At 45.0% G+C, this 22332-nt stretch carries 29 protein-coding genes and 7 tRNA genes; 20 read left to right on the forward strand and 16 right to left on the reverse strand.

The annotated features are described in order from the left end of the window. Nucleotides 1–64: 64 nt before the first annotated feature. The 3 genes from WCT25_03320 to WCT25_03330 all read left to right on the forward strand — a co-directional run bounded on the left by WCT25_03320 (nucleotide 65) and on the right by WCT25_03330 (nucleotide 4409). The gene (locus tag WCT25_03320; GenBank protein ID MFA6536437.1) at nucleotides 65–838 is read left to right on the forward strand and encodes a hypothetical protein; all 774 of its coding nucleotides are present in this window, start codon (nucleotides 65–67) and stop codon (nucleotides 836–838) included. Nucleotides 839–1065: 227 nt separating this feature from the next. Then, nucleotides 1066–1860: a hypothetical protein gene (locus WCT25_03325; protein ID MFA6536438.1), complete on the forward strand. Its 795-nt coding sequence runs from the start codon at nucleotides 1066–1068 to the stop codon at nucleotides 1858–1860. 98 nt (nucleotides 1861–1958) lie between these two features. Next, entirely contained in the window at nucleotides 1959–4409 is a 2451-nt protein-coding gene (locus WCT25_03330) for a DNA polymerase (GenBank protein ID MFA6536439.1), read from the forward strand. A 52-nt stretch (nucleotides 4410–4461) separates the two neighbouring features. On the opposite strand, the gene WCT25_03335 is transcribed toward WCT25_03330, so the two are convergent. The 3 genes from WCT25_03335 to WCT25_03345 form a co-directional block, all read right to left on the reverse strand. Beyond that, nucleotides 4462–4725, reverse strand: a complete 264-nt coding sequence (locus tag WCT25_03335; GenBank protein MFA6536440.1) for a hypothetical protein — start codon at nucleotides 4723–4725, stop codon at nucleotides 4462–4464. A gap of 150 nt (nucleotides 4726–4875) precedes the next feature. Further along, nucleotides 4876–5283, reverse strand: a complete 408-nt coding sequence (locus tag WCT25_03340) for a hypothetical protein (protein MFA6536441.1) — start codon at nucleotides 5281–5283, stop codon at nucleotides 4876–4878. A gap of 165 nt (nucleotides 5284–5448) precedes the next feature. Then, nucleotides 5449–5658 (reverse strand): hypothetical protein, encoded by a 210-nt coding sequence (locus WCT25_03345; protein MFA6536442.1) that lies wholly within the window; start codon nucleotides 5656–5658, stop codon nucleotides 5449–5451. Between the two features lie 149 nt (nucleotides 5659–5807). Between WCT25_03345 and WCT25_03350 the strand changes: the two genes are divergently transcribed. The 3 genes from WCT25_03350 to WCT25_03360 all read left to right on the forward strand — a co-directional run bounded on the left by WCT25_03350 (nucleotide 5808) and on the right by WCT25_03360 (nucleotide 8036). Next, the gene (locus WCT25_03350; protein ID MFA6536443.1) at nucleotides 5808–6131 is read left to right on the forward strand and encodes a hypothetical protein; all 324 of its coding nucleotides are present in this window, start codon (nucleotides 5808–5810) and stop codon (nucleotides 6129–6131) included. 94 nt (nucleotides 6132–6225) lie between these two features. Continuing rightward, nucleotides 6226–6915: a hypothetical protein gene (locus tag WCT25_03355; GenBank protein ID MFA6536444.1), complete on the forward strand. Its 690-nt coding sequence runs from the start codon at nucleotides 6226–6228 to the stop codon at nucleotides 6913–6915. Nucleotides 6916–7040: 125 nt separating this feature from the next. Beyond that, nucleotides 7041–8036: a phosphotransferase gene (locus WCT25_03360; protein ID MFA6536445.1), complete on the forward strand. Its 996-nt coding sequence runs from the start codon at nucleotides 7041–7043 to the stop codon at nucleotides 8034–8036. A 524-nt stretch (nucleotides 8037–8560) separates the two neighbouring features. Here the strand turns inward: WCT25_03360 and WCT25_03365 are convergent. Together WCT25_03365 and WCT25_03370 are read right to left on the reverse strand one after the other, a co-directional pair. Then, nucleotides 8561–8633 (reverse strand) — tRNA-Lys (locus WCT25_03365). A gap of 80 nt (nucleotides 8634–8713) precedes the next feature. Continuing rightward, complete coding sequence (locus WCT25_03370; protein ID MFA6536446.1) at nucleotides 8714–9088, reverse strand: DoxX family membrane protein; 375 nt, start codon at nucleotides 9086–9088, stop codon at nucleotides 8714–8716. Nucleotides 9089–9245: 157 nt separating this feature from the next. Here WCT25_03370 and WCT25_03375 point away from each other — a divergent pair, with 157 nt between their 5' ends. Further along, the gene (locus WCT25_03375; GenBank protein MFA6536447.1) at nucleotides 9246–9728 is read left to right on the forward strand and encodes a TrmH family RNA methyltransferase; all 483 of its coding nucleotides are present in this window, start codon (nucleotides 9246–9248) and stop codon (nucleotides 9726–9728) included. Here WCT25_03375 and WCT25_03380 read toward each other — a convergent pair. Together WCT25_03380 and WCT25_03385 are read right to left on the reverse strand one after the other, a co-directional pair. After that, nucleotides 9722–10726, reverse strand: coding sequence for a hypothetical protein (locus WCT25_03380; protein ID MFA6536448.1), 1005 nt, complete (start codon nucleotides 10724–10726; stop codon nucleotides 9722–9724). The two genes, WCT25_03375 and WCT25_03380, sit on opposite strands and share 7 nt — an antisense overlap. A gap of 53 nt (nucleotides 10727–10779) precedes the next feature. Continuing rightward, nucleotides 10780–11757 (reverse strand): DNA-formamidopyrimidine glycosylase family protein, encoded by a 978-nt coding sequence (locus WCT25_03385; GenBank protein ID MFA6536449.1) that lies wholly within the window; start codon nucleotides 11755–11757, stop codon nucleotides 10780–10782. A gap of 188 nt (nucleotides 11758–11945) precedes the next feature. Here WCT25_03385 and WCT25_03390 point away from each other — a divergent pair, with 188 nt between their 5' ends. Next, the gene (locus tag WCT25_03390; GenBank protein ID MFA6536450.1) at nucleotides 11946–12425 is read left to right on the forward strand and encodes a hypothetical protein; all 480 of its coding nucleotides are present in this window, start codon (nucleotides 11946–11948) and stop codon (nucleotides 12423–12425) included. Between the two features lie 63 nt (nucleotides 12426–12488). Here WCT25_03390 and murE read toward each other — a convergent pair whose 3' ends face one another. Continuing rightward, a complete protein-coding gene (gene murE, locus WCT25_03395) occupies nucleotides 12489–13754 on the reverse strand; it encodes a UDP-N-acetylmuramyl-tripeptide synthetase (GenBank protein MFA6536451.1) in 1266 nt (421 codons plus the stop codon). Then, nucleotides 13755–14324, reverse strand: coding sequence for a Holliday junction branch migration protein RuvA (gene ruvA, locus WCT25_03400; GenBank protein ID MFA6536452.1), 570 nt, complete (start codon nucleotides 14322–14324; stop codon nucleotides 13755–13757). A 161-nt stretch (nucleotides 14325–14485) separates the two neighbouring features. Here ruvA and rpsT point away from each other — a divergent pair, with 161 nt between their 5' ends. Then, on the forward strand, nucleotides 14486–14749 hold the full coding sequence (gene rpsT, locus WCT25_03405) for a 30S ribosomal protein S20 (GenBank protein MFA6536453.1): 264 nt from the start codon (nucleotides 14486–14488) through the stop codon (nucleotides 14747–14749). A 173-nt stretch (nucleotides 14750–14922) separates the two neighbouring features. Here rpsT and WCT25_03410 read toward each other — a convergent pair. From WCT25_03410 to WCT25_03425, 4 genes are all read right to left on the reverse strand, one after another. Beyond that, nucleotides 14923–14994: transfer RNA gene (locus tag WCT25_03410), tRNA-Arg, on the reverse strand. 177 nt (nucleotides 14995–15171) lie between these two features. Then, nucleotides 15172–15243, reverse strand: a tRNA-Arg gene (locus WCT25_03415). Nucleotides 15244–15342: 99 nt separating this feature from the next. Next, nucleotides 15343–15801 (reverse strand): hypothetical protein, encoded by a 459-nt coding sequence (locus WCT25_03420; protein ID MFA6536454.1) that lies wholly within the window; start codon nucleotides 15799–15801, stop codon nucleotides 15343–15345. 2 nt (nucleotides 15802–15803) lie between these two features. Next, a complete protein-coding gene (locus WCT25_03425; protein ID MFA6536455.1) occupies nucleotides 15804–16217 on the reverse strand; it encodes a vitamin K epoxide reductase family protein in 414 nt (137 codons plus the stop codon). Nucleotides 16218–16301: 84 nt separating this feature from the next. On the opposite strand from WCT25_03425, the gene WCT25_03430 reads away from it, so the two are divergent. Further along, a complete protein-coding gene (locus WCT25_03430) occupies nucleotides 16302–16517 on the forward strand; it encodes a DUF5652 family protein (protein MFA6536456.1) in 216 nt (71 codons plus the stop codon). Between the two features lie 287 nt (nucleotides 16518–16804). Here the strand turns inward: WCT25_03430 and WCT25_03435 are convergent. Continuing rightward, a tRNA-Ser gene (locus WCT25_03435) sits at nucleotides 16805–16891 on the reverse strand. 82 nt (nucleotides 16892–16973) lie between these two features. Here WCT25_03435 and WCT25_03440 point away from each other — a divergent pair. The 9 genes from WCT25_03440 to WCT25_03480 all read left to right on the forward strand — a co-directional run bounded on the left by WCT25_03440 (nucleotide 16974) and on the right by WCT25_03480 (nucleotide 21801). Continuing rightward, nucleotides 16974–17375 carry a RuvX/YqgF family protein gene (locus WCT25_03440; protein MFA6536457.1) on the forward strand — a complete coding sequence of 134 codons (402 nt, stop codon included), beginning with the start codon at nucleotides 16974–16976 and terminating at the stop codon, nucleotides 17373–17375. Continuing rightward, nucleotides 17365–17793 (forward strand): hypothetical protein, encoded by a 429-nt coding sequence (locus WCT25_03445; GenBank protein ID MFA6536458.1) that lies wholly within the window; start codon nucleotides 17365–17367, stop codon nucleotides 17791–17793. Before WCT25_03440 ends, WCT25_03445 begins: the two co-directional genes overlap by 11 nt. Nucleotides 17794–17888: 95 nt before the next feature. After that, nucleotides 17889–18497, forward strand: coding sequence for a VTT domain-containing protein (locus WCT25_03450; protein MFA6536459.1), 609 nt, complete (start codon nucleotides 17889–17891; stop codon nucleotides 18495–18497). Nucleotides 18498–18539: 42 nt separating this feature from the next. Next, on the forward strand, nucleotides 18540–19634 hold the full coding sequence (gene pilM, locus WCT25_03455) for a pilus assembly protein PilM (GenBank protein ID MFA6536460.1): 1095 nt from the start codon (nucleotides 18540–18542) through the stop codon (nucleotides 19632–19634). A gap of 15 nt (nucleotides 19635–19649) precedes the next feature. Beyond that, the gene (locus WCT25_03460) at nucleotides 19650–20192 is read left to right on the forward strand and encodes a PilN domain-containing protein (GenBank protein MFA6536461.1); all 543 of its coding nucleotides are present in this window, start codon (nucleotides 19650–19652) and stop codon (nucleotides 20190–20192) included. A gap of 3 nt (nucleotides 20193–20195) precedes the next feature. Next, complete coding sequence (locus WCT25_03465) at nucleotides 20196–20741, forward strand: hypothetical protein (protein ID MFA6536462.1); 546 nt, start codon at nucleotides 20196–20198, stop codon at nucleotides 20739–20741. 5 nt (nucleotides 20742–20746) lie between these two features. Continuing rightward, on the forward strand, nucleotides 20747–21091 hold the full coding sequence (locus WCT25_03470) for a hypothetical protein (GenBank protein MFA6536463.1): 345 nt from the start codon (nucleotides 20747–20749) through the stop codon (nucleotides 21089–21091). Between the two features lie 54 nt (nucleotides 21092–21145). Then, nucleotides 21146–21217: transfer RNA gene (locus tag WCT25_03475), tRNA-Arg, on the forward strand. A 26-nt stretch (nucleotides 21218–21243) separates the two neighbouring features. Continuing rightward, nucleotides 21244–21801: a hypothetical protein gene (locus WCT25_03480; GenBank protein ID MFA6536464.1), complete on the forward strand. Its 558-nt coding sequence runs from the start codon at nucleotides 21244–21246 to the stop codon at nucleotides 21799–21801. A gap of 8 nt (nucleotides 21802–21809) precedes the next feature. Here WCT25_03480 and WCT25_03485 read toward each other — a convergent pair. Together WCT25_03485 and WCT25_03490 are read right to left on the reverse strand one after the other, a co-directional pair. Beyond that, nucleotides 21810–21882, reverse strand: a tRNA-Val gene (locus WCT25_03485). 14 nt (nucleotides 21883–21896) lie between these two features. Then, nucleotides 21897–21969, reverse strand: a tRNA-Val gene (locus WCT25_03490). Nucleotides 21970–21991: 22 nt separating this feature from the next. Here WCT25_03490 and WCT25_03495 point away from each other — a divergent pair. Continuing rightward, nucleotides 21992–22327 carry an acylphosphatase gene (locus tag WCT25_03495; GenBank protein ID MFA6536465.1) on the forward strand — a complete coding sequence of 112 codons (336 nt, stop codon included), beginning with the start codon at nucleotides 21992–21994 and terminating at the stop codon, nucleotides 22325–22327. The last annotated feature ends 5 nt before the right edge of the window (nucleotides 22328–22332 follow it).

The raw sequence follows: 22332 nt of genomic DNA on the forward strand, positions 1-22332 counted from the left end.
TAACAATTGCTCGGGTGACCCTAAAACAGGCTATGCCTGTTCGGTAAACAAGAAAGGAATACCAGTGAAAAATGCCAAACGAGCCTTTGATTTGATGTGCAAAGACCTGTTGGTTATCGAGCCGATGGGTATCGCTTACGCCGCTCTGGCGGAAGACGGGCTATTCTCGGCCAAAATTGTGAATGTGGAAAAGGCTATTCATCGGCTGGCCGACAAAAACGGTCCGGACGCTATGGGCTCTCTGCCTTTCAAACGAGTTTTGACCATTCGAAGCATTGTGGCAATGGTGATGCTCGGCTATCCGGCGGAAGCCATCGATTGGCTAAAGAGTCTTGGCGCGAACTATCAAGGGTCGGCGACCAGCGATGAGGCGATTTTCTCTCACGGGTGCACGATCGGTATGATTTTTGGTCTTAACGAACTCTCCGAGGCCGGTGAGCCGATTAGTCCCGGTTTGGAAGAAGCAGTAGCACAAAGCCTTACTACTTTTCTTCAGATTGGGAAAGAAAAAGGTCTGAACGAGTATCTCAAAGATCAAAATTTGGCGTTGCTCTTTCGAAGGTTCATCACTCCAGCCAATTCTGGCAAAGATGGTGAGTGGGGCCGGGCGGAGACAATCAACTTTGTCCTCACAGTGATCAAGGCCGATCGCAAGAAGTTTGGTTTGATGGGCGAGGAGCTTGGTCGGATGCTCTGCGAGAGTCTGCTCGGCAATTTGGAGTGGCACTCGGCATGGCAGACTGTTCATTTTGCCCTCGGGCTGATGATGCGGCACCGAGCCGGACCAAAGCCCAATTTGCCGGTTGGTGGCGAACTATTGAAGAAAAAGAAAAAGTGAAAATTCGCCCCGCGTTTGCTGCAAACGCGGGGCTTTTAATCTCCCCAAACTCCTTGACTTTACCCAACAAAACTGTAGGGTAGTAAAGGACCTGGCTAATTGGCCAAAGTTCATTGTCAGTCAACCGCCGAGGCTTTTGTTCTGAAAAGGCAAAAGATTAGGCAAAATTGTTCAGAAACCAAGTCTTGAAAAGGATTTGGTGGAGAACATAACCTGAAAAGGTTCGTATGAAGATGGATACCGCGTCAATTGTTGGTGCCTTATTCGCCGAGCAAGAAAAAAGTCCTCTCACTAAAGCTTTGGAGATTATCTCCTCAGATCAGTCAGATGACCAAAAAACTGGAGCTCTGGCCTCGTTGCTACTCTGCGAAAGTGGAGGATGTTCCTTTGAGCACATTCGAAGAGTGACGCTTATCGCCGTGGCCGCCGGCCCGGATTTCTTGGCTGCATTCGTTAAAAATTTCGAGTACACCTTCCTCAACTTCATGACTCTTGCCACGGTAAAAGACATGGAGTTCAAGATTCACGCCGTTCTGGTCGGCTTACTTGAGGGGGAAATCAGACTTGACCCGAAACGCAAGAATCCGACTATGCATGTCAGCCCGACAATCATATTGCCCTTGGCTTACATGAAAGCATTGCCACTCGACAGAATGAGCCCGGATGTCGCGAGTCGGTTTTCGAGCGCAGTCGCGGAATATTTAAAGGAGGGCCATCTCTGTGAATCTCTAACAACACACGCTAAGGAGCAGAAGTTGCGTTGTGTGGAGTACCGAGCCTTTTTTGGAACGGTCGCGGAACTTTTACCGGCAGCATCTGGTCGGCAAAACCGACTCTTGTGGCAGGTGGTCGAAGAGTTTGTTCACAAAATCAAGCCAGTTCTTACCGAGCCAGCAATGATCACCCACTACACGGCCGGCATTGCTCACGCATTCAGTCTGCCACTTGAGCCGGCTGATCCCGAAAGTGAACGGATGAAACAGAAAATCATGAAGGCGGTCCGCGGAGACCTGTTCAGTTAGTTGTTGTGTTTTATGCCACCCCCCCGCACCAATCAGTGCGGGGGCTTTTATTTTTCTAAATGCTAGAATGTAGCTATATTTTTCATAATTCCTAATTCGTGAATCCTAAATCTACCCCAAAAAGACTGGTTTTACTCGACGCTCACGCGATACTGCACCGCGCTTACCATGCCTTGCCGGAATTTTCTTCAAGCAAAGGGGAACCGACCGGGGCACTTTACGGGCTTTCAGCGATGCTCATCAAGATTATTGCTGATTTGAAGCCCGACTATTTGATTGCCGCTTACGATTTACCCAAGCCGACCTATCGCCACGAAGCTTTCAAAGACTACAAAGCCGGCCGAGCCAAGGCCGACCCGGAACTGGTGTCGCAAATGAGGCGCTCGCGTGACGTTTTCACCGCTTTTAATATTCCAATTTATGACAAGGAAGGTTTTGAAGCGGATGACATAATCGGCACAATTGTCGAAAAGCTAACAGCTAAAAGCCAAAAGCTAAAAGCTGATGTAGACATAGTGATTGCCTCGGGCGACATGGACACCTTGCAGTTGGTTTCGGACGACAAGGTTCGAGTTTATACTCTGAAAAAAGGTATTAAAGACACGATTATCTATAACGAAAAAGGTGTTATTGAACGGTTTGGTTTTGGGCCGGAACTTTTGCCGGATTACAAAGGTTTGCGCGGGGACCCGTCGGATAATATTCCGGGGATAAAAGGAATTGGTGAGAAGACCGCCACGATTTTGATTACCAATTTCGGTTCGGTTGAACAGATTTATAAACAAATTAAAAAAGACGAAAAGCCATTACTTAAGGCAGGGATTACGCCCCGAATTGTTGAGCTTCTGAAAACCAACGAAGAAGAGGCGCAATTTTCCAAAATGCTTGGCACAATTCGTAGAGACGCGCCGATTGACTTCAGATTGCCGGAGCAGACCTGGAAGGAAAGTTTGGACGTTACAAAAACCGAGGAATTGTTCAGCGAACTGGAATTTCGAGCGCTCGGGACACGCTTTAAGGAAACTTTAAATAAAGAAGCGCCAAATTCAAAAACCCAGGTTCCAAATAAATCTCAAATCATAAAGTCAGAAAATTCAGAAACTACACACTACTCACTACCCACTACTCACTTACCATCCGACTTCTTCGAAACCTCGCTTGCCCTCTGGGTCGTCAATTCTAACCTGACCAATCCGACCATGGAGGATGTTTTGAATTTTGGCCGGACGGATGATTATGAAAAAGCCAAGAAGTTGATTTTTGAAACACTCAGGCAAAGAAAAAGCGAGAGAGTGTATGAGGAAATCGAGAAACCTTTGATTCCTGTCGTAAAAGCGATGGATGAGCGGGGAGTGAAGATTGATACGGAACTTCTCAAGAAACTTTCGGTTGAATATCATAAGAAACTGGATGGCTTGGAAAAAGAAATTCACCAATTGGCCGGTGAGGAATTTAATGTGGCTTCCCCGAAACAATTGGGAGAAATTTTGTTCGTTAAGATGGGCTTGGCTGGCAAAAGGCAAAAAAAGACTGCAACTGGGGCGTTTTCTACCAAGGAAAGCGAACTTGAAAAATTGCGAGAGTCGCATCCGATTATAAGTTTGATTTTGGAGTATCGCGAATTTGCCAAATTGCTTTCCACATATATCGACACGATTCCGACTCTGGTGGACAAGAATAACCGGCTACACACGCATTTTTTGCAAGCCGGCGCCGCGACTGGGCGAATGGCCTCGGAAAATCCGGGTTTGCAAAATATTCCCAACAAAACTGAATTGGGCCGAGCTATTAGACAAGCTTTCGTTGCCGAAAAAGGTTTTAAACTTTTGGCGCTCGATTATTCGCAGATTGAACTCCGGATTGCCGCGTTTTTGTCGGGCGATAAAAAGTTGATTGAGATTTTTAAGAACGGCGAAGATGTTCATACAGCGGTGGCGGCGGAAGTTTTCGGTGTGCCGGGCGACAAAGTCCACAAAGATATGCGTCGCAAAGCCAAAGTGATTAATTTCGGCGTGATGTACGGGATGGGGGTGAATGCGCTTCGGACTAATCTGGGCGCCGGCACAACTCGTGAGGAAGCGCAGAAATTTTACAACGACTATTTTGAAAAGTTTTCAGGTTTGGCCAAATATTTAGATAAGGTGAAAGCTGAAACCGCGAGACAAGGTTACACCGAAACTTTTTTTGGCCGAAGGCGATATTTTGAAGGAATTAATTCTAAATTACCGTTTATTCGTGCCGCTGCTGAACGAATGGCGATTAACGCGCCGATTCAAGGCACCGAGGCCGACATTGTGAAGCTCGCGATGATTAAAATTTGCGAATACATCAAATCGGAAAAACTTGAGGAACAAGTTTTTCCGATTCTCCAAGTCCATGACGAATTGGTTTATGAAGTTCGCGAGGATTTAATTTCCAAAATCGCTCCAGCTATCAAAAAAATTATGGAATCAGTTATTCCACCCGAAAAAGTTGCCGGCATCGTCTGTGTCGCCGAAGCGTCCGAGGGGGAGAGGTGGGGGGAGATGAAGAAGGTAGAAGGTATATAGTATTAAGTATATGGTATAAAAAACCGAAGCGGGTAGCGCTTCGGGGGTGTTGCTAAGATAATCGGCGTGCTTTTCGGACAAGGCGAAAAGTTCCAACTGGTGCAGTGCAGAGACCAAACGGCACATTTGCTAAATTTGAGCTTCTTGTTTTATCACTCAAAATTCTGGCGAGATTTGCCAGACACAAGTCCGCTTCTTTGGCGTTGGGATTCTGTTTCAAGTCTGCTTCAATCGCAATTCTTAACTCCTTTGCGATTCCGGGGCTGTATTTCTTGGCGATTTCCGCTATATATCTTTTTGCTTTTTTACTAATCATAGAACCTCCAGGTTGGGCCTGAATTTAGCTTAACACCTTAAATATTTTAAGCAACGGCTCGCAAGGACTGGCTCGTAGGAGCGGTTCTTGCGGTAGAAAATAAAAGCCGTCCGAAGCGGACGGCGCGATGAGAGCGACTTGGTTGTTGGGCTATCGAAGCAAAAGAAAGGCGGCGAGACCAGCACACAAATAGCCGATTAATCTTTTGGGACTGAGGTCGCCGGACATGACTGTTTGGTATGTGGCGATCACGGCGATCTGTACCATGACGGTGGCCATAAACAAAGTACCCGCCTCTTTCAGGGTTGCTTGCGTTATTACACTGTTGAAAGCCATGACTCCTACGGCACCAAATATTCCGCCGGCCAAAATCATCAGCCACTTAGCTTTAGTCAGGTCCTCAAGTTGGTTTATGGCTGGTAGTGAGACGATTGCAAGAACCACGGCGGTGAAGATCCCTGTGGCGATATTGCTCCGTAGACCGCTACGATTCATAAAGAGGGGCCAGATAGCGAAGCAAAATCCTGCCACGGCAACTTTCAAAGCTACATTACGCATGTTTCCTTTTCAGTGTGGTTTTTCTATTTTCAGATTAGTCTTAAACTCAGCACCTGTCAACAAAAGCTCCTGACTTATAGTAGGCACACGCAAGAACGGTTCTCGCGGTAGGCAATGAAAAACCGCCCGAGGGTTGCCGGGGCGGCTTAAGGGTTTTTAAATTGCTCACTCTCGGCCTAACAGTTTGTTGGTGACTGTGACTGCGAGTTTCCAAATTAGACAGAGGGCGCCACCAATAGTTAGCATTGTCGTGATTACTGTGGCTGCAATTTTTGCCCATTCAGTGTCCGGAGAAAAATCACCGAAAAAAGGGAAGGCAATTAGAATTAAGACGAAAATGACACCGAAGCCCGCGATGAATCCAAAAAGCTTCATATTTTATATGTCGGAAGAACTGTTTCCGGGACAAGTCTAACGAAATTGTTGTAATTGGCAAGGTGTAAGACTGGACAGGTGGGTATGGTTGACATTTTTAATATTAAATGTAGGCTGAAAGAGGAAACCTTAAAGAAAGTGAGTTAAAAATGACCGCAACAATCCCCGAGAGTTTGTGTGACCACATGTTTAGTTGTTTAGGGGGCAAGCTTAATGCCTCTCCGGCGAATAATCCCTGTGGCCACTCCCGCGACGCCTATTTTACCATTGTTCCTGAGGCTCCGGTCTCGGGCGCCACCATTACAGAGAAGTTGATTGGTTATTATCGTGGCGTCGGCGCTAATGTGGAGATTTGTACCAGCTTTTGTTTTGAAGTCACTTTGAGAGACGGGACCAAGCTTTGGGTTTCGGTCTCGAATTACTCCGACGACGGGAGGGGCAAGATCATTTTTAGCGTCGAGGTTATGAGGTGAATTTTATAAAACCGACAGTGGCAAATTGTCGGTTTTTTTCTTTTCACTATTTTTTATACTATATACCTAATACTTTATACTATATACTTTACCTATGCTTCTTTTCCTCTACGGCGAAAATAAGGACAAAGCGCGAGAGAAAGCTCGTGAGTTAATGGAAAGTTTGGCTAAGAAGCGCCCGGAGGCGTCGCTTTTTAAACTGGAAACTGATGGTTTTGATTTGGCCAAACTTGAGGAGCTGGTTCTAGGGCAAGGACTTTTCTCGAATAAGTACATTGTTTTTCTCGACTCACTTTTTGAAGATGCTGAAATCAAAGAGCAAGTTCTAAAATTTTATAAAGAAATCGGCGCTTCCGAAAATGCTTTCATCTGGCTGGAAGGGAAAGTCGACAAGGCGACTCTAACTAAACTCGAAAAAGTTGCTGAGAAGGTTCAGAAATTTGAAAGTGGTGAAGGGAAGGCGAGAAAATTCGGCCTGGGTGGCGGTCAAGCAGTTTCCCTTAATGATTTTAATATCTTTGATTTGGCTAGTGTTTTGGCTAGGCGTGATCGACGACAACTTTGGCTCCTGTACCGCGAGGCAATTTCGAAAGACTTTCCACCGGAAGAAATTTGTGGAATTTTGTTTTGGAAACTAAAAGATTTACTCACCAAAGGGAATAGCAGTTTTGAAAAGGCCGAAATTAAAAAAATGGCTGAAAAATTGGTTTCAATCTATCACGACGCTCATCGAGGTAAGCTGGACTTTGAAATTTCCCTCGAGAAGTTTGTTTTAACGGTTTAAACTGGTTAGTTTTTGTTGCCGCTGTACCAAAGCGGTTTTTTGTTCTTTAAAAATATTTAGGTAACTAACTGCCTCAAACGAGGTTAAAGCTAGTAGACAGTTCCTAATCTCAAACCGAAAAAATTATGAATCAAACCGAACTCAATCAAATTGCGGAAATTTATGGCCTAGGCCGAATTCAGTCGGCTGTGAAAAATGAAAAAGGCCTGGTGAATGATACCTACTATCTCAAGACGGACCGGGGTCATTTTATGGCGCAAAAGTTAAATCCGATTTTCACCGAAGCAGTGGTCGAGGATCACGATGTCGTGGCTAGGCACCTTCTACTCAACGACTTTCTGGCCCCCAAGATTGTGGAAGTCAGAGACAATGTGCTGTCGGCTAGAATCAGCGGCGCCCTTTGGAAAGTGTGCTACTACATCCCACATGATGAAGATGTAAAGGTGAGTGACAAGACTGTGGTTGAGGCGGCCGCCGCACTCGGTAGATTCCACGGGATAATGGGCTGTTGCCCGCTTCAGCCGAAGTTTAAAATCCCAAATTTCCACGAGACTCGGAAGATAATCGAGAAGCTCTCCCGCGTTTTCTTAAGTGAGGAGTATGCCGAGAAGGCGATGTGGGTGACGGAAATTTATCACGATATTGTTGGCTCAATCACGAAGCATTATTTGCCGACCGATTTGTCTCCGACTCTAATTCACGGCGATCCAAAGTTCGACAATTTTCTTTTTCGTGATGGGGAAGTAGTTGGGATGTTTGATCTTGATACCGTGATGCTTGGTCACGAGCTTCTGGATCTGGGCGATGCCTTTCGCAGTTGGTGTCGTGAAAGCAAAACCGAGTTTAACCTGAATCGGTTTAACTTAGCTCTTAAAGCTTATCGATCGAAACATAACTTGTGGTGGCGAGGAGGAAAGCTTATCGGGGATGATCTGGTTAAAGATGCGGTGGCACTGATTACCCTTGAACTGGCGGCCCGCTACCTCATCGACTACTTCGAAGAAACCTACTTCGATTGGAAAAAATATAAGTATCGCTCGCGAGCCGAGCAAAATCTCAGTCGCACCAAACGCTATTTGGCCTATTACCACAATATGCAGAAAGCGTTTGGGATGGAGTAGGGAAAACAAAACTCGTCTTGGGAAAGATGGGTTTTTTAAATCCAAAAGCCGAGATCTAATCTTGTCGGCCACAACTCTCGCTTTGCCGTCGCAAAGCTCGGTCGCAGCCCCCGCCTCGCGGCCTCGCCTGCTGGCTCGGCATCGCACCGCAAGGGTACTTCCAATTTCTAACTCGCATAGCTCGAAGAAATTTAGGTCGCTCCGGCTCGGACAAGTATCGAAATCGGACTTGTCGTCACAAATATTTTGTTCGCCGTCGCTCACAAAATTTTCTGACCACGCCTCGGCTGTTTTGCTTGCTCACAAAACATGCCTCCGGCTCGGACAAGTATCGAAAAAAGCGGAGCAGTCCGCTTTTTTCTATCTTGTCCGCCCGGTAGGAAGTTCGACCCTTACAGGGTCAGTGCCCTGTTTGGATTTTTCTTGCGCGTGAGAAAGCTTAGAAAAATGCTCAAACAGGCTTCGATTCCTACACGGAGACATAACATGTCTCCTCGGGCGGACCATTCCGCTTCGCTACATAGTCCGCCCGGTAGGAATCGAACCTACGACCTTCTCCTTAAAAGGGAGCCGCTCTACCAACTGAGCTACGGGCGGATAAAAAAGTAGAAGAACTATATCAAAAAATAGTTCTTTGTCCAATTACTATAAACTATAAACTAGCTGCTACCAGTCGACTAAAGCGGCAAATCAAAGGCGAGAAAACCCGGGCCGCTAACTAAAAGTGAAAGCAAGATTACGATGAGTAGTAAGTAAACCCGCTTATTGTAAACAATTGCACCGGCCCATCTCGGAGTTTTGGATTTCAATGCTTGAATTAGCAAAATCAAAATCAAAACTAAGGCAACTGGTTGGGTGAATAATCCGATAACCAAAAAAATTCCGCCCAAAACCTCTAAGAGGGCAATTATTCTGGCCAGAATTGATTTTGGGGCCGAGAGACTCCTGTAAAGCTGGTAACCGGAATAAATAATAATCAAACCGGCCACGATCCGAAGAAGCGTCGGTCCGGCGAGTCCGTAGGTCAATAAATTTGGAAAAATACTTAACATGGCATTATGATAGCATAATGAATAATCAATAACCAAGAAACAATAACCAAGAAACAATAACCAAGGTAAGTAGACGCTACCGAGTATTGTTAATCGGAATTTGTTCGGTTATTGTTTCTTGGTCATTGGTGATTGTGGAGTGATTTTATATTTAATTATGTCAAAACAAAAAAAAGAAGTTTGTCTCGTGCTAGACAATATCCGAAGTGTCTATAATGTTGGCGCGATTTTTCGGACTGCCGACGCTTTGGCTGTTGATAAAATCTATTTAGTCGGTGTGACACCTGCGCCGATTGATCGTTTTGGCCGATTTCGCAAAGATTTGGCTAAATCTGCTTTGGGTGCGGAGAAGAGTGTGGCTTGGGAATCGGTTTCGACCCTGACTGTTGTCTTAAAAAAACTAAAAAAAGCTGATTATCAATTGATTGCGGTCGAACAAGGCAACGGTTCAGTTGATTATAAAAAGGTAAAGATTAAAGCAAAAGTTGCTTTTGTCGTGGGTGAAGAAACCAAGGGAATCACTAAAAAATCTTTAGCTCTTTGCGATTTAGTAGCCGAAATCCCGATGCGTGGCCAAAAAGAGTCGCTCAATGTTTCCGTGGCGACCGGAGTGGCGCTTTTTAGAATTCTGAATCAGTAGCTTGAGATATCGACCGTGTTGCCGGCCGAGTCAATAAGTTTAATGATTTCTCGTTTGCTTTTCCAAATTTCGTCGGTGCGATTTAAGAAAACCCGCCATTCGGAGGTCGAGTAAAAATCGGTGTCGTTTAGGTGATCGTCGACACAACCGTTGTAATTAAAGTGAGCCGTGATGAAGTCTTGGCAGGTGTTGCCGGCTTTGAACGGAAAAATCTCAGTTGGCATCTGACAGAGACTGATTCTGTCAATGTAGTCGCGACAAGTGTCATTGAAGCTTTGCGGGTCAAGCGGGATGTTGGCGTCTCTGGCGGCCGGACATTGATAGTTGATTATTGGGGTGAAGGTCTGGAATTGGTTAAGGTAGCCTGAACATTTGTTCCCACGGAAAGAATAGCCGACCGGCGACCGACCGGTTGAGATGATCGCTCGTTCACCCGGTGTAAGGACAATAGCGCCTTCAGAGTTTAATTGGCCGGAACGAAAGATTTGGGTGCCACCGCCAATAGGATAACCGTTACCGGTTGCGCCACTGGCAATTTTCCACCCGGTAATATTAACCCCTTTGGCATTATTGCTGGCGGCCCTGATTGTGATGTATTCCTGTTGCGGGTTAGAGGCAATAGCGCCATAGGTGCTATCTATTAAGACCAAATCGGCGTAAACCGAAATACCTTTGTCTGGCAAAATGTCCGCTACAGCCGAAGCTGGCCCGGTAGGAGTTTGGGGTGCTTGATTATTGTTGGTTTGGCCGGTGTTCGAATCGGTCGGGCCGGTACCGCCACTACCGACTAGACCTTCCAAAGGTTTGGGTAGACTGCCATAGCCGGTGCTGTTTTCGCCAATAGTTGTGGGTGGGATGAGATACGGTCCTTGAGTGGCAATTGGTCGGTTATAGCCACCGGTCCAAACCCAGGCGATGATGATGAGAATCATGATGGCCACCAAAGACATAAAGTCTTTGCCGGCGCTTTGAGTTGGTTTAGTTTTTTTATCGGCCATCGAAATAGTATTAGGTATATAGTATTAAGTATATAGTATGGGGAAAGAAAAATCTAAGAGTAAAGAATTTGATGCTTGGGGCAGAAGTGAGCGCTGCGACCGCCGAGTTTGAGTTTGGTGATGATACCGGAGCATCTTTTCTTGCCACATTTTCCGCTAGTCTTTTGATAAGCCTGATGGTGATACTGGAAATTGCCCTTGGTGCCGAGTGGAGTGCGATAATCCGAAGTTGAATCACCGCCAAATTGGATGCCTTTTCTCAAAATCAGCTTCATTGAGTCGAACATCTTTTTTAGCTTTAGTGCAGGAATTTTAGAGACAATCGAGAGGGGATGGATGCCAGAGTCCCAAAGAATTTCGTCAGAATAAATATTGCCAATGCCGGATACAACTTTTGGGTCCATGAGAACCTGTTTGATTCTGCTTTTGGGCCAAGTGAATAGACGGCCTTGGAATTTTTTGAAATCAAAACTTTTTTCGAGGGGTTCTGGGCCAATGTCGGCCAAATGCCCAGTTTCGTGAGCGGTTTTGGTTGGTAGGAGAGTGACTTTAGCGAACTTTCTCACATCGGAGAGAGCCAAATGTTTGCCATTTGTAAACGAAATAACTAAATGAACGAATCGGCTGTAGGGGTCTTTAAGCGCCTCGGGCGCAATCGCGATCCAAGGGGAAGCTGTTAGCTGTTGGCCTTTAGCTTTTAGTTTTTCGGATTTACTTGAAACTTTTAACTTGGAACTTGGAACTCGCCTGTACGTTCCGTACAGGAGTTGGCCGGTCATTTTCATGTGAACCAGAATTGTCTGACCGTTTGAGAGGTTTATCAAAACATTTTTACCGCGCCTTTCGACATTTTTAATTTTCGCGCCAATTACGCTGACCCGAAATTTTCGGAAAAATTTCGGGTCCTTAATATTATCTTTTCCCTCATGAATTTTTCCGCCATAATCGGTCCAAGCATCAGAAATAGTAAGGCCGGAAATCAGCCGGTCTAGCATTGTTGCGGTAGTGTGGACTTCGGGAAGTTCGGGCATGATTATAAGGGTATAGCTCCGACGGTTGTTTTACAAGGTCGGGACCCCGTCTAAAGCGTCGGGGCGTAAGGCGTCTAAGGAAGAATGACTTGACAAACAAATGAATTTTAATATAGTCTGATTTCAGAAAGGGGTTGGTTTTATAAATCAATCTAAGTGCGGTTAACTCAAAGTGAAAGGATTGGAGTATGAGCGCAAAAAAGCCGGAGGTCAGCTTGGATTACCTTCTTAATGCCCTGGTTGATATGGGGTTTCTCAAGCAAGCGCAGGTGGATGAAGTTCGGGCCCAAACTCTTCGCAAGGGCGGGGTGGTCGAATGGCTCATGAAACACGGACGGCTGACTGAGTGGCAGGTCACCAAGGCCAGGGCGGCCCAGTTCGGCGCCGAGGTCATCGAGGACGACAAGGTCGTCGTCGCTAAGAACTGGAGAAGGCGTTTACCCAGAAGTGTTGGCGCCAAGTTCTTCAAGGAACGCCAGGTGGTTCCGGTCCAAATCAGTGCTGGTGGTACCCGGGGTGTCTGCAAGGTGGCGCTGAACGATCCGTCGGACCTCGACACGATTGACTTCCTTTATCACCTGACCCGCATGGACATTGTGGTCAGGGTTGCTTCGAGGCCAGCTATCAAGAATGCCCTGTCGAAAATGCGCGACCGGGTGGGGCGATAGTCAGGGTTTATTGTTTTGCATAACACCAAGATTAGTTCTTGGTGTTTTTCTATTATTTTTTCTCTAGCAGTTTTTTAATTCCTCTCTAGCAACAGTCGCATCATCCCAAGGGATTTTGGTGCCGTTTGGCCCGCAGATACAGGGGTCGGTGCCTTTGCCAGTAATTAAAACCGTATCGCCAGTTTGGGCGAGTTTCAAAGCCTCGCGAATCGCTTCGCGGCGGTCCATAATAATTTTATATTGTCCGTCGGCGATTCCTTTAGCCACTTCCTCAACGATTGCTCTCGGGTCCTCATCGTAAGGGTCTTCATTGGTAAGAATTATTTCATCGCAATATTGATCGGCAACTTTCCCCATGGCCGGTCTTTTCCATTTGTCTCGGCCGCCACCGGTGTTTCCCAAGACGCAGATTTTTCGCGAATCTTGGAAAACCTGATAAAGCTTTTCTAGGGAATCGGCGGTATGGGCGTAGTCAACAATTACCTCAAACTTCTGATTGTCAGAAATCTTTACATTTTCCACTCGACCGCGGATCCCTTTGAATCTTTCCAGGGCGGATTTTATAACCGAAATTCCGATACTTTGCGATTTGGCATAAGTAATGGCCGCGAGCATATTGTAAACATTAAAAAGACCGGAAAGGTGAGAGGTGATCAAGGTCTTGTCGATTGTAATATCGGTGTCATGAAGGTGTAGTTCATACGGTTCAGCATCTTTGACCGAGAACTTGATTTTCTCCGCAATATTTAGAGCGAGAAATAGAGCTAATTCTTTATCGTCGCCATTTACCACCAAAACTCTTCGCTTCTTTTTGGATTTGGCCAGAGCCCGACCGATTGAGAGTTTGGCGTCTTTATATTTTTCAAATGAGCCATGAGCCTCAATGTGTTCCGGAGAAATGTTGGTGACGATCAGTCCGTCAAAGTTTATCAGGCGGTGGCGAGAAAATTGGGCGCCTTGGGAGGTGACTTCAAGGATGGCGTACTGGCAACCCGCCTTCACGGCTCGGCGAAGAAACTTCTGCATGAAAAATCGTCCCGGCATCGACATCTTAAATTTATTGTCTTCAGAGTTCTGGTCAATTTTAAAGCGCACTGTGTTTTGTAGAGCAGTTTTAAATCCGGCCTCTTCTAAAATCGCATTTAAGATTTCGGTAGTCGAACTTTTTCCTTTGGTGCCGGTGACACCAACGACGATCAGTTTACGAGAAGGGAAGCGGTAAATAATCGCGCCCAAAAGCGACATCAGGTAGTGATAGGCCGGCTGAAAAAAGTTGTAAGCCTTAGCCGGAATTATTTTCTCAATTTGTCTTAGAATTTTTTCTTTCATTTATTTACCTAAAACTTTTAATGCAGCTTTTATTCTTTCGCCGGTATCAGCAATTTTTAGATCGACTTCTTTTAGCGCTTCACGGGCTTCTTGGTGCTTATAGCCAAGAGCCTTCAGGGCTTCAAGTGCATCAATTTCGTCACGCAAACTCATTTCATCAGCTTCTGTATCGACACCGAGTTTGCCTTTGAGTTCCAAAACAATTTTGTCGGCCATTTTTTTGCCAATGCCGGAAACTTTGGTGAGGTGGGCAGTCTCGCCGGAGATAATCGCTTTTCGTAAAGAGGGGACAGTTGTCACATTCAAAATTCCCAGAGCGGTTTTCGGACCGATGCCAGAGACCGTAATCAAAAGTTCAAAAAAAGAAAGCTCCTCTTTGTTTAAAAAACCATAAAGGTCCAGGGCGTTTTCTCGGACGGCTAAATGAGTCCAAAGTGAGATAACTTCACTCTTTTGGCTTTTGGCGATAGTTTCGGCGGTAGCGAAGACCTTGTATCCCACTCCACCAACGGAAATTACCAAATATCGCTCAGTGGTGTCGGCTACGGTACCGCTTAGGTGGGAAATCATGAAGTTAAGTATATAGTATAAGGTATATAGTATAAAGTATCAGATAATTCCACAGGAATGGATAAATTTGCATTTTTTGAAAGTCTCTGTTAGTATTGCCCTTGTTCGTTTTTCTGATGTCTTTAACTACAAACTACTCACTACCAACTACTAACTAACTTATGCCTATCACATCTTCAGCCAAAAAAGCTCTCCGCGCTTCCAAGAGAAAGCGAGTTTTCAACTTACGACGACAAAAAGCTTCCGATGAGTTGGTAAAGCAGATTCGCAAACTGGTGGCCCAAAAGAAAGTCTCCGAAGCCAAGGCCTTGCTTCCTAAAGCCTATCAAGCTCTGGATAAATCGGCCAAGATGAAGACTATCAAGAAAAATACCGCTTCCAGAAAGAAATCTCGGTTGGCCAAGCTTCTCAAGAAGAACTCTTAGTCAAAAATTCCGCCCAAAGCGGAATTTTTGTTTCGGGTGGTCAGGAATATTTTGCTCGCCGTCGCTTGCAAAATTTCACGACCCTGCCCCGCCGGTTTTGCCTGCTAGCAAAACAGGGCGCTGGCCAGCATATGTATCAAAAAACCTGAAGCAGTTCATGTTTTTCTATCATGTGCTCTTGGCCAGAATCGAACTGGCATCGTTCCCTTCGGAGGGGAACATCCTATCCATTGAACGACAAGAGCAGGATGAAGAGTTGGTAGGAGCGGCAGGAAATTCGAAACTTACAGTTTCAGTACCCCGTTGAGCTTATTTTTGTCGTCCGCCGAGGACGCAAAAATAAGCTCAACGGGGCTTCGATTCCTGACGCAAGCAAAATCGTTTGCTTGCTCCGAGAGCACAAACCTCGCGGACTCGCTTTGTGCTCTCGGCAGGAATCGAACCTGCATTTCTCCCTTCGCAGGGGAGTGTCCTATCCATTGAACGACGGGAGCATATATTGAATTTGCTTACTTTAGCTTAAAAACCAAAGAATATCAAAACCAATCTTCTAATTAAGCTAGTGAAGCTAATGAAGCTAGCACAGCTAGTCTCTAAAATCCCAAAAATCCCATCACTTGTTCGGAGAAGGGAACTCGCAGGGGCTCTTCTTTGATGTAGTCGTTGAGATAGTCTTTGACCACAATTATGTCGACTTCTCCTAAAGGTAGAGTGATAATCGGCAAAAAACCGCTCTGTGCTTTCAAGATCAATTTCGGCCCCGACTCATCACCATCAATTCCGAAAGCTAAAAGATTGCCAAATGGATAGAAAATCTCCCCGGAAAGGATGCCCTCCTGATTAATTTCAAAAGTAATCAATTTTGGCGGGCGTCGGGTGTGCATAAAAAGGGTGGCGGCAGCAATGACAATGAGGACGGCAAAAAGGGCGTTGCCAAAAATAATGGCACTGACGACCAGCGAGGCAATAATAATAACCGTGGCGACATACCAGTCGGAAGTTCTAGTTTTGACTGGATATTCCAGAGCTTGCCACTGTAAAGACTTTCTCATGACTAAAGATTTATAAACATTAGGATGAAAATCGCGGTTGTAATGAAAGCCGACACCAAACACCAAGTGCAATACTGTTTGATGATGAAGGTTTGGACCAAAGACAGGCTAAATGACATTAAAAATCCTCCCGCGCTAATCAGAAATAAAAGTAAAGCGACTGTCGGCGAATTAGCTGACGGCAGAAAAACAAAATAGGTATAACATAGAGCGATAAGTCCATAATAGGCCATACCCGCCACTTCCAGTCTGACACCCATCAGGGAGCCAAACCTGCTCCTAACCACGGCATCACAATCGAAACCGACCGGACAGACGATTGGGGTCGGCTTCTGCTTTTCGGTGTAAATAAAATGGGAAACGGCGAAGCCACAGAAACCTAGAACTGCGATGATAATGAAAATAGCTAACGGCATATTTAAACTATTGTAGCATAACTTTAGTGAGCTCGAGCAGTTGATTGGCTTTGCTTCGGGTCAGTCTTTTGGTATCATTGTCGTATGCCAACTGATCCACAAATTTTCTGGTTTTTGATTCTGAGTATCGTCTGGGTTTTGCCTTGGAAAGGTTATGCCTTGTGGATGGCGGCCAAGCGAAATGATACCAAATGGTTTGTTGCAATTTTGATTTTAAACACACTCGCAATTTTGGAAATAATTTATATTTTCTTTGTTGTGAGGCGTGATAAAAATAAAAGCGAGGAGGCGGAGTCATAAAATTTTAATTTCAAACACCCCGAGTTTCAATAACTCGGGGTGTTTCGTTTTGGCGGAGGGAGTGAGACCACGAGTACGTTTTTTGAAACTTACAGTTTCAGGCAGCTTTTCCGAAAACTGCACTTGGATTTTAATAGTCGCTTTGCTTCTTTAAGATCTCGGCGTACCCCGATTGGTTCGCGAAGCGCTCGGCTCAATCGGGCTTCGAATCTCACACGCAGTGCTCCCCAGCACTGCTCTCCTCCGCTTAACAAAAAATGGCACTTGCGTGCACATTTTTGTAAAAGCGGAGGAGGTGAGATTCGAACTCACGGCCCCCTTACGAGGGCTCCGGTTTTCAAGACCGGTGCATTCGACCACTCTGCCACTCCTCCCGGAAGAACTAGGCCATAATAGCAAAAAAGGTTGGTTTTGCAATTTAATGCCAGCGCGACCAGTTTAGTGTAATATACAAAGATGCGTTTTTTGGGGATTGATTATGGTGAAAAGCGGGTAGGGCTGGCGATTTCCGACGAGAGTGGAAAAATGGCTTTTCCTGACCAAACTTTACCAAATAATAAGAATTTAATTGGTGAAATCGCCTCTATCTGTGAGAAGAAGGAGATTGAGAGGGTTATAATTGGTGAGTCGCGAGATTATTCCGGTAAACCAAACGCCATAATGAAAGAGGCCGAAGAGTTTAGTGTGTCTTTGGCTAAAGCGACCGGTCTTAATGTCATCAATGAGCCAGAATTTCTGACCTCGCACCAAGCTTCTAAGATTCAAGGCGGGAGTAATCAGATTGACGCGTCAGCAGCAACAATTATCTTGCAATCACATCTTGATAAATTAAATTTGAAAAATCAAAATGGAAAATGACAATTTAAAATTAAAAAAGGAAGAAATCTTAGCAGAAAAGATCGGGTATGACGATTTTGTGAAAGTTGAAATGAAAGCCGGGCAAATTTTGAGCGCGGAAAAAGTTCCTGAAACCGATAAGCTGGTAAAGTTATCGGTGGATTTTGGCTCCTTCAAAACCGAAGTTAAAAAAGAAGATGGCACGGTGGAAATTCAGGAGGCTAAAGATGTCAGGCAGATTATTTCAGGAATCTCGCTCTATTTTCCGGACGCTTCGGTTTTGGTGGGGAAGAAGTGCATGTTTGTCACCAACCTAGAGCCGCGAAAAATCAAAGGTCTGGAGAGTAATGGGATGATTTTGGCTTTGTCGACTGAAGATGGCAAGTTTTCTTTGCTTGAACCATCGGCCGAGATACCTATAGGGACAAAAGCGAAGTAAAAGCACCAAGCACCGAATAAATTTTTCTTTTTTTGCAGATTGAGATTTATTTGGAACTTGTAATTTGAAATTTGTTATTTTATCTTTCTTACATTATGTTAGATTATCTCGACCCGCTATTTTTAATCAAAGCTCTCGGACTTATCGGAGTTTTGCTCATAATTTTTGCCGAATCGGGGTTATTTTTTGGGTTTTTCTTGCCTGGTGATTCGCTCCTATTCACTGCCGGACTTTTGGCCTCGCAGGGTTATCTGAATATTTATTACCTCTTACCCGGGGTATTTTTGATGGCAGTTCTGGGAGATACCTTCGGCTACACCTTTGGTCGGAAAATCGGCCCCAAAATTTTTACGCGCGAAGATTCGTTATTTTTTCACAAAAAACACGTTGAGCGCGCCAAAAACTTCTATGAAAAGTATGGTAACAAAACCATTGTTTTGGCGCGGTTTATTCCGATTGTCAGGACTTTTGCTCCGATTGTGGCTGGGGTTGGGCAGATGGATTATCGGAAATTTTTGACCTATAATATTTTTGGCGGTCTGGCTTGGACGGTTTTGCTTGCCGGAGGCGGTTATTTTCTTGGCGAGATTGTGCCCGGGATTGAAAAGTATGTCACTTTGATTTTGGTTCTGATTATTTTAACCTCATTTTTGCCGGCTATCTCGGAAATCTGGCAGGTTTGGCGCCAAAAGCACAGCGCTTAGTTCTCCTTTGAAGAAAGACAAGTTATAATAGAGGCATATTATATGGCGTCTTTTGTAAAATCTTTTCTGCGTTTTTTCCCAACCCCGCAATTTTTGGCAATGCCGGCGGTCGGTCTAGATGTTTCTGATCGGGCAATCCGGTTTGTTGAGTTTGGCCGCCGTTCCGGTCTGCCGGTCCTGAAAAATTTTGGCGAAATTATTCTCCCAGAGGGATTAGTGGTTGGCGGGGAGATTAAAAAGCCCAAGGAATTATCAGAGATTTTGACACAGGTCAAAGCGAGAACCGGTCTCAAATTTGCTAGAGTTGCTCTGCCGGAAGAAAAAGCTTATTTATTTAGAACCGTAATTCCCAAAGTCGAAGCCAAAGAGGTGCGTAGTCTTTTGGAATTCAAGTTGGAAGAAAATGTGCCCTTGTCGCCGGCCGAAGTAATTTTTGATTACGAAATTATTCCAAGTCGCGGGCCTAAATCTGGAAATGAGCTGGAAATCAGTGTCTCGGCTATCCCTCGCCAGTTTGTTGTGGATTTTTCCAATGTTTTGGGATTGGCGGGGCTGACTCCGATTTCTTTTGAAGTGGAGGCCAGGGCTTTTGTGCGGACTTTGCTAAAAAAGAATGATTCACGGGCCACGATTATCGTCTTTTTCAAAGAAACCAAAACCGTTTTAGCTGTGGCTATCGGCAACTTAATCTATTTTACTTCAACCCTAAGTATTAGCGGTGAAATGCTTACTAAAACTCTGGCGAACACTCTTAAAATTGCACCGGAAGTAGCGCGTCGTTTAAAAGCGGAGAAAGGTTTGGCCGGCTATAAAGAAAATCTTGATGTTTTCGCTTCGCTCACTACTGTTTTGGCGGCTCTCAAGGATGAGATTAGTCGGATTATGATTTATTGGAATTCACACGAGAAAATTCATAACCGTGTCGAGCAGGATATCAGTCGAGTGGTATTTTGTGGCCAGGATTCGGCCATTCCTGGTTTTGATGTCTACATGCGCGCCGCGCTTGGGGTTGAGGTGGCGGTCGGTAATGTTTGGCTCAACGCTTTTGATTTCGATGATTGTATTCCGGATATTAGCCAGAGCGAATCGCTCAATTATGCGACCGCTATCGGGCTGGCTTTACCGAAAGAGTTATAGCTGAAATTTAAAAATATGTTCAAGCTTTTACCAGAAGAACAGGCGAAAATTATTAAGAGGGAGTACTATTTTCGGATTACCACCACTTCCTTGTTTTTGCTTTTCTTGGCGACCTTACTGGCCTTAGCTTTTCTTTATCCGATTGACATTCTTTCTTCGTACAAAGTGAATAGTGCTCAGGCGACTTTGAAATCGGAACATGCCGATGAAATCTCAAGCGGAACAAGCAGTTTGGGTCCAGTTTTGGCAAGAGCGAAAACTGAGCTAGATTTGCTTGGTCAGTTCCGGTCGCCAGTCTCTTGGTATATGCTTCTGGGACGATTGATAAATGTCAAACCAAAAGGGGTAGTTATCAATTCCTTGAATTTAGGGAAAGGTGCTAAGGACAATGAGTTGTCTATTGGATTTGGCGGGGTAGCGGATGATCGCTTTACTCTGCTCGAGCTTGCCAAAAATCTTGAAAAACAAAGTATATTTTCCAAGGTCGTTCTGCCGGTTTCAGAATTGGCCAAAAATAAAGATCTCAACTTTTCGCTTAGCACGACCGCAACTTTTTAAAATATGAAACCGAAAAATACTACAACTAAAACTCTTCTGGCGCTCGCTGTCTGCTTGGCTTTGGGCGGACTCGTTGGCTACTATTTTTATTTCAATCATATTAAGGGCGACGGGGAAGCTGCTTCGAGCCTGCAAAATGAAATTGATCTCCTGGCGGAAAAAGCGACAAGACTAGATTCAATCAAATCAATTTTGGCCGATACTTCTTCTGATCGGGCCAAATTGGCGAAGGCGGTGGTGGCAGCCGATGGGGTGGCCAATTTTGCGAGCGAGCTGGAGGCGTTGGGGGTAAGCCTTGGCACGACGGTGGCAATCGGCTCGCTTGATGTGAAGAGTCTGTCCGGTTTAGGCTCTGATACTTTGGAAATTTTGGCAGTCCGGCTTTCGGCTAGCGGTTCTTGGCGACAAGTTACAAGATTGTTTAGTGCTTTGGAGAACTTACCTTATGGCCTGCGTTTCGAGCAGGTCTCTCTCAATAAATCAGTCGACTCCAAAACTGGCGTCAGTTGGCAGGTGGCCTTTTCACTGGAAGTCCTAAAAAGAAAATAAATTCTATGGATCTAAAAAATATTAATCAATTGGTCAAGGCGGTAGGGGCAGATTCCAAAGGGGTTGGAGCCTGGTTTGTCCAAGCCAAACGCGACCCGAACCGTGCCTGGGAAATAATTTTCGGTAGCTTTCTGGTGGTGGCTTTATTACTCTTGGCTTTTTCCGGCTATTTATTTGTAAAGATTAATCGTGGAGAAATTTTTACTGTCAGTAAACCGGCCACCGAAAATCTGGGAACGATCGACCGCGAGAAAGTAAAGCAGGCTCTAGACGCAATGGACCGCAAGGCCTTGAAACTTAAGGAAATCAAAAATGGCGGCACAATTTATGTTGACCCCTCCTTGCAGTGAAAGATTTGAATCGATAGATTAAAAATCAATCCTTTGCTATATTTGCAGACGATTGCCCCTGTAGTTTAATGGATAGAACTGTGGACTTCTAAGCCACTAATGGGTGTTCGATTCACCCCGGGGGCACAGAATTAGCTGTATATAAATTAAGTATGTTTACAGGTCGTGTTGGTCAAAATGAAAATGTCCCGACTCCGGAAAAACCACCTTTTTTGTATCATGGTTCTGCACATAAGCATATTGAGGAATTAGAGCCAAGAAATGAAAGTGTAAGAGATCCGGGAGAAGGTCCTGTTGTTTTTGCTACCCAAGAATTAGCACTAGCGACCATTTTTATGGCCGCGGGTGTTGTGGAAAGTGGTAAGTCTGGTGATGTACCCTACGCGGTTATTGTTGGCACCAAAGAAATATTTAAACGAGATGATAATGGTGGCCATGTTTACATTCTGCCGAGTGCCAGTTTCGAAAAGGACCCCAATAAAGGTCTCGGTGAATACGAGTGGACCAGCAAGAAAAAAATAAAACCTGATAAAAAAATAGAGTACTCATCTACGTTGGATGCCATGGTAGGTAAGGGTGTCCAGGTGTATTTTGTCGATAAAGACGTTCATGAACGAATCCGAGAATCGAATGATCATGGCCTCGAGATTTTGAAAGGACTAAAATCAGAAAACCAAATGACCGGTGTCAATATTAGATCTTTAGACTAAACAATTTGTGCGCGATGCAGGACTCGAACCTGCGACATCTTCAGTGTAAATGAAGCGCTCTACCAACTGAGCTAATCGCGCTTTTATATGTGGTGTGCACTCTAGAGGATTCGAACCTCTGGCCTCTCCCGTGTGAAGGGAACGCTCTACCAACTGAGCTAAGAGTGCTCAGGGCATAAGTATAGCCAAAATGGAGCATTTATCAATCCATTTGAGTTATACTATAGCGATGGTAAAACAGTTGGAATGTGAAATCTTTGGCCGGGTGCAGATGGTCATGTTTCGGGATTTTGTGAGACGCCAATCGGTGAAGCTTGGTTTGTCAGGTTTTGTACAGAATACTGAAGCCGAGTCGGTCAAGGTTTTAGCTCAAGGCGAAGAGGCCAAACTAAACCAATTGTTGACTTACTTGCGCAAAGGCCCAGCTTTGGCTAAGGTAGAGAGAATTTCCGAGACCTGGTCCGAACCAAAGCAAATATTCGATAATTTTGAAATTATTTACCGGAATTTATTTGATCGCCTTTAGTTTTT

Source organism: Candidatus Paceibacterota bacterium, assembly GCA_041666545.1.
GTDB lineage: Bacteria > Patescibacteriota > Minisyncoccia > Phycocordibacterales > JBAYGS01 > JBAYGS01.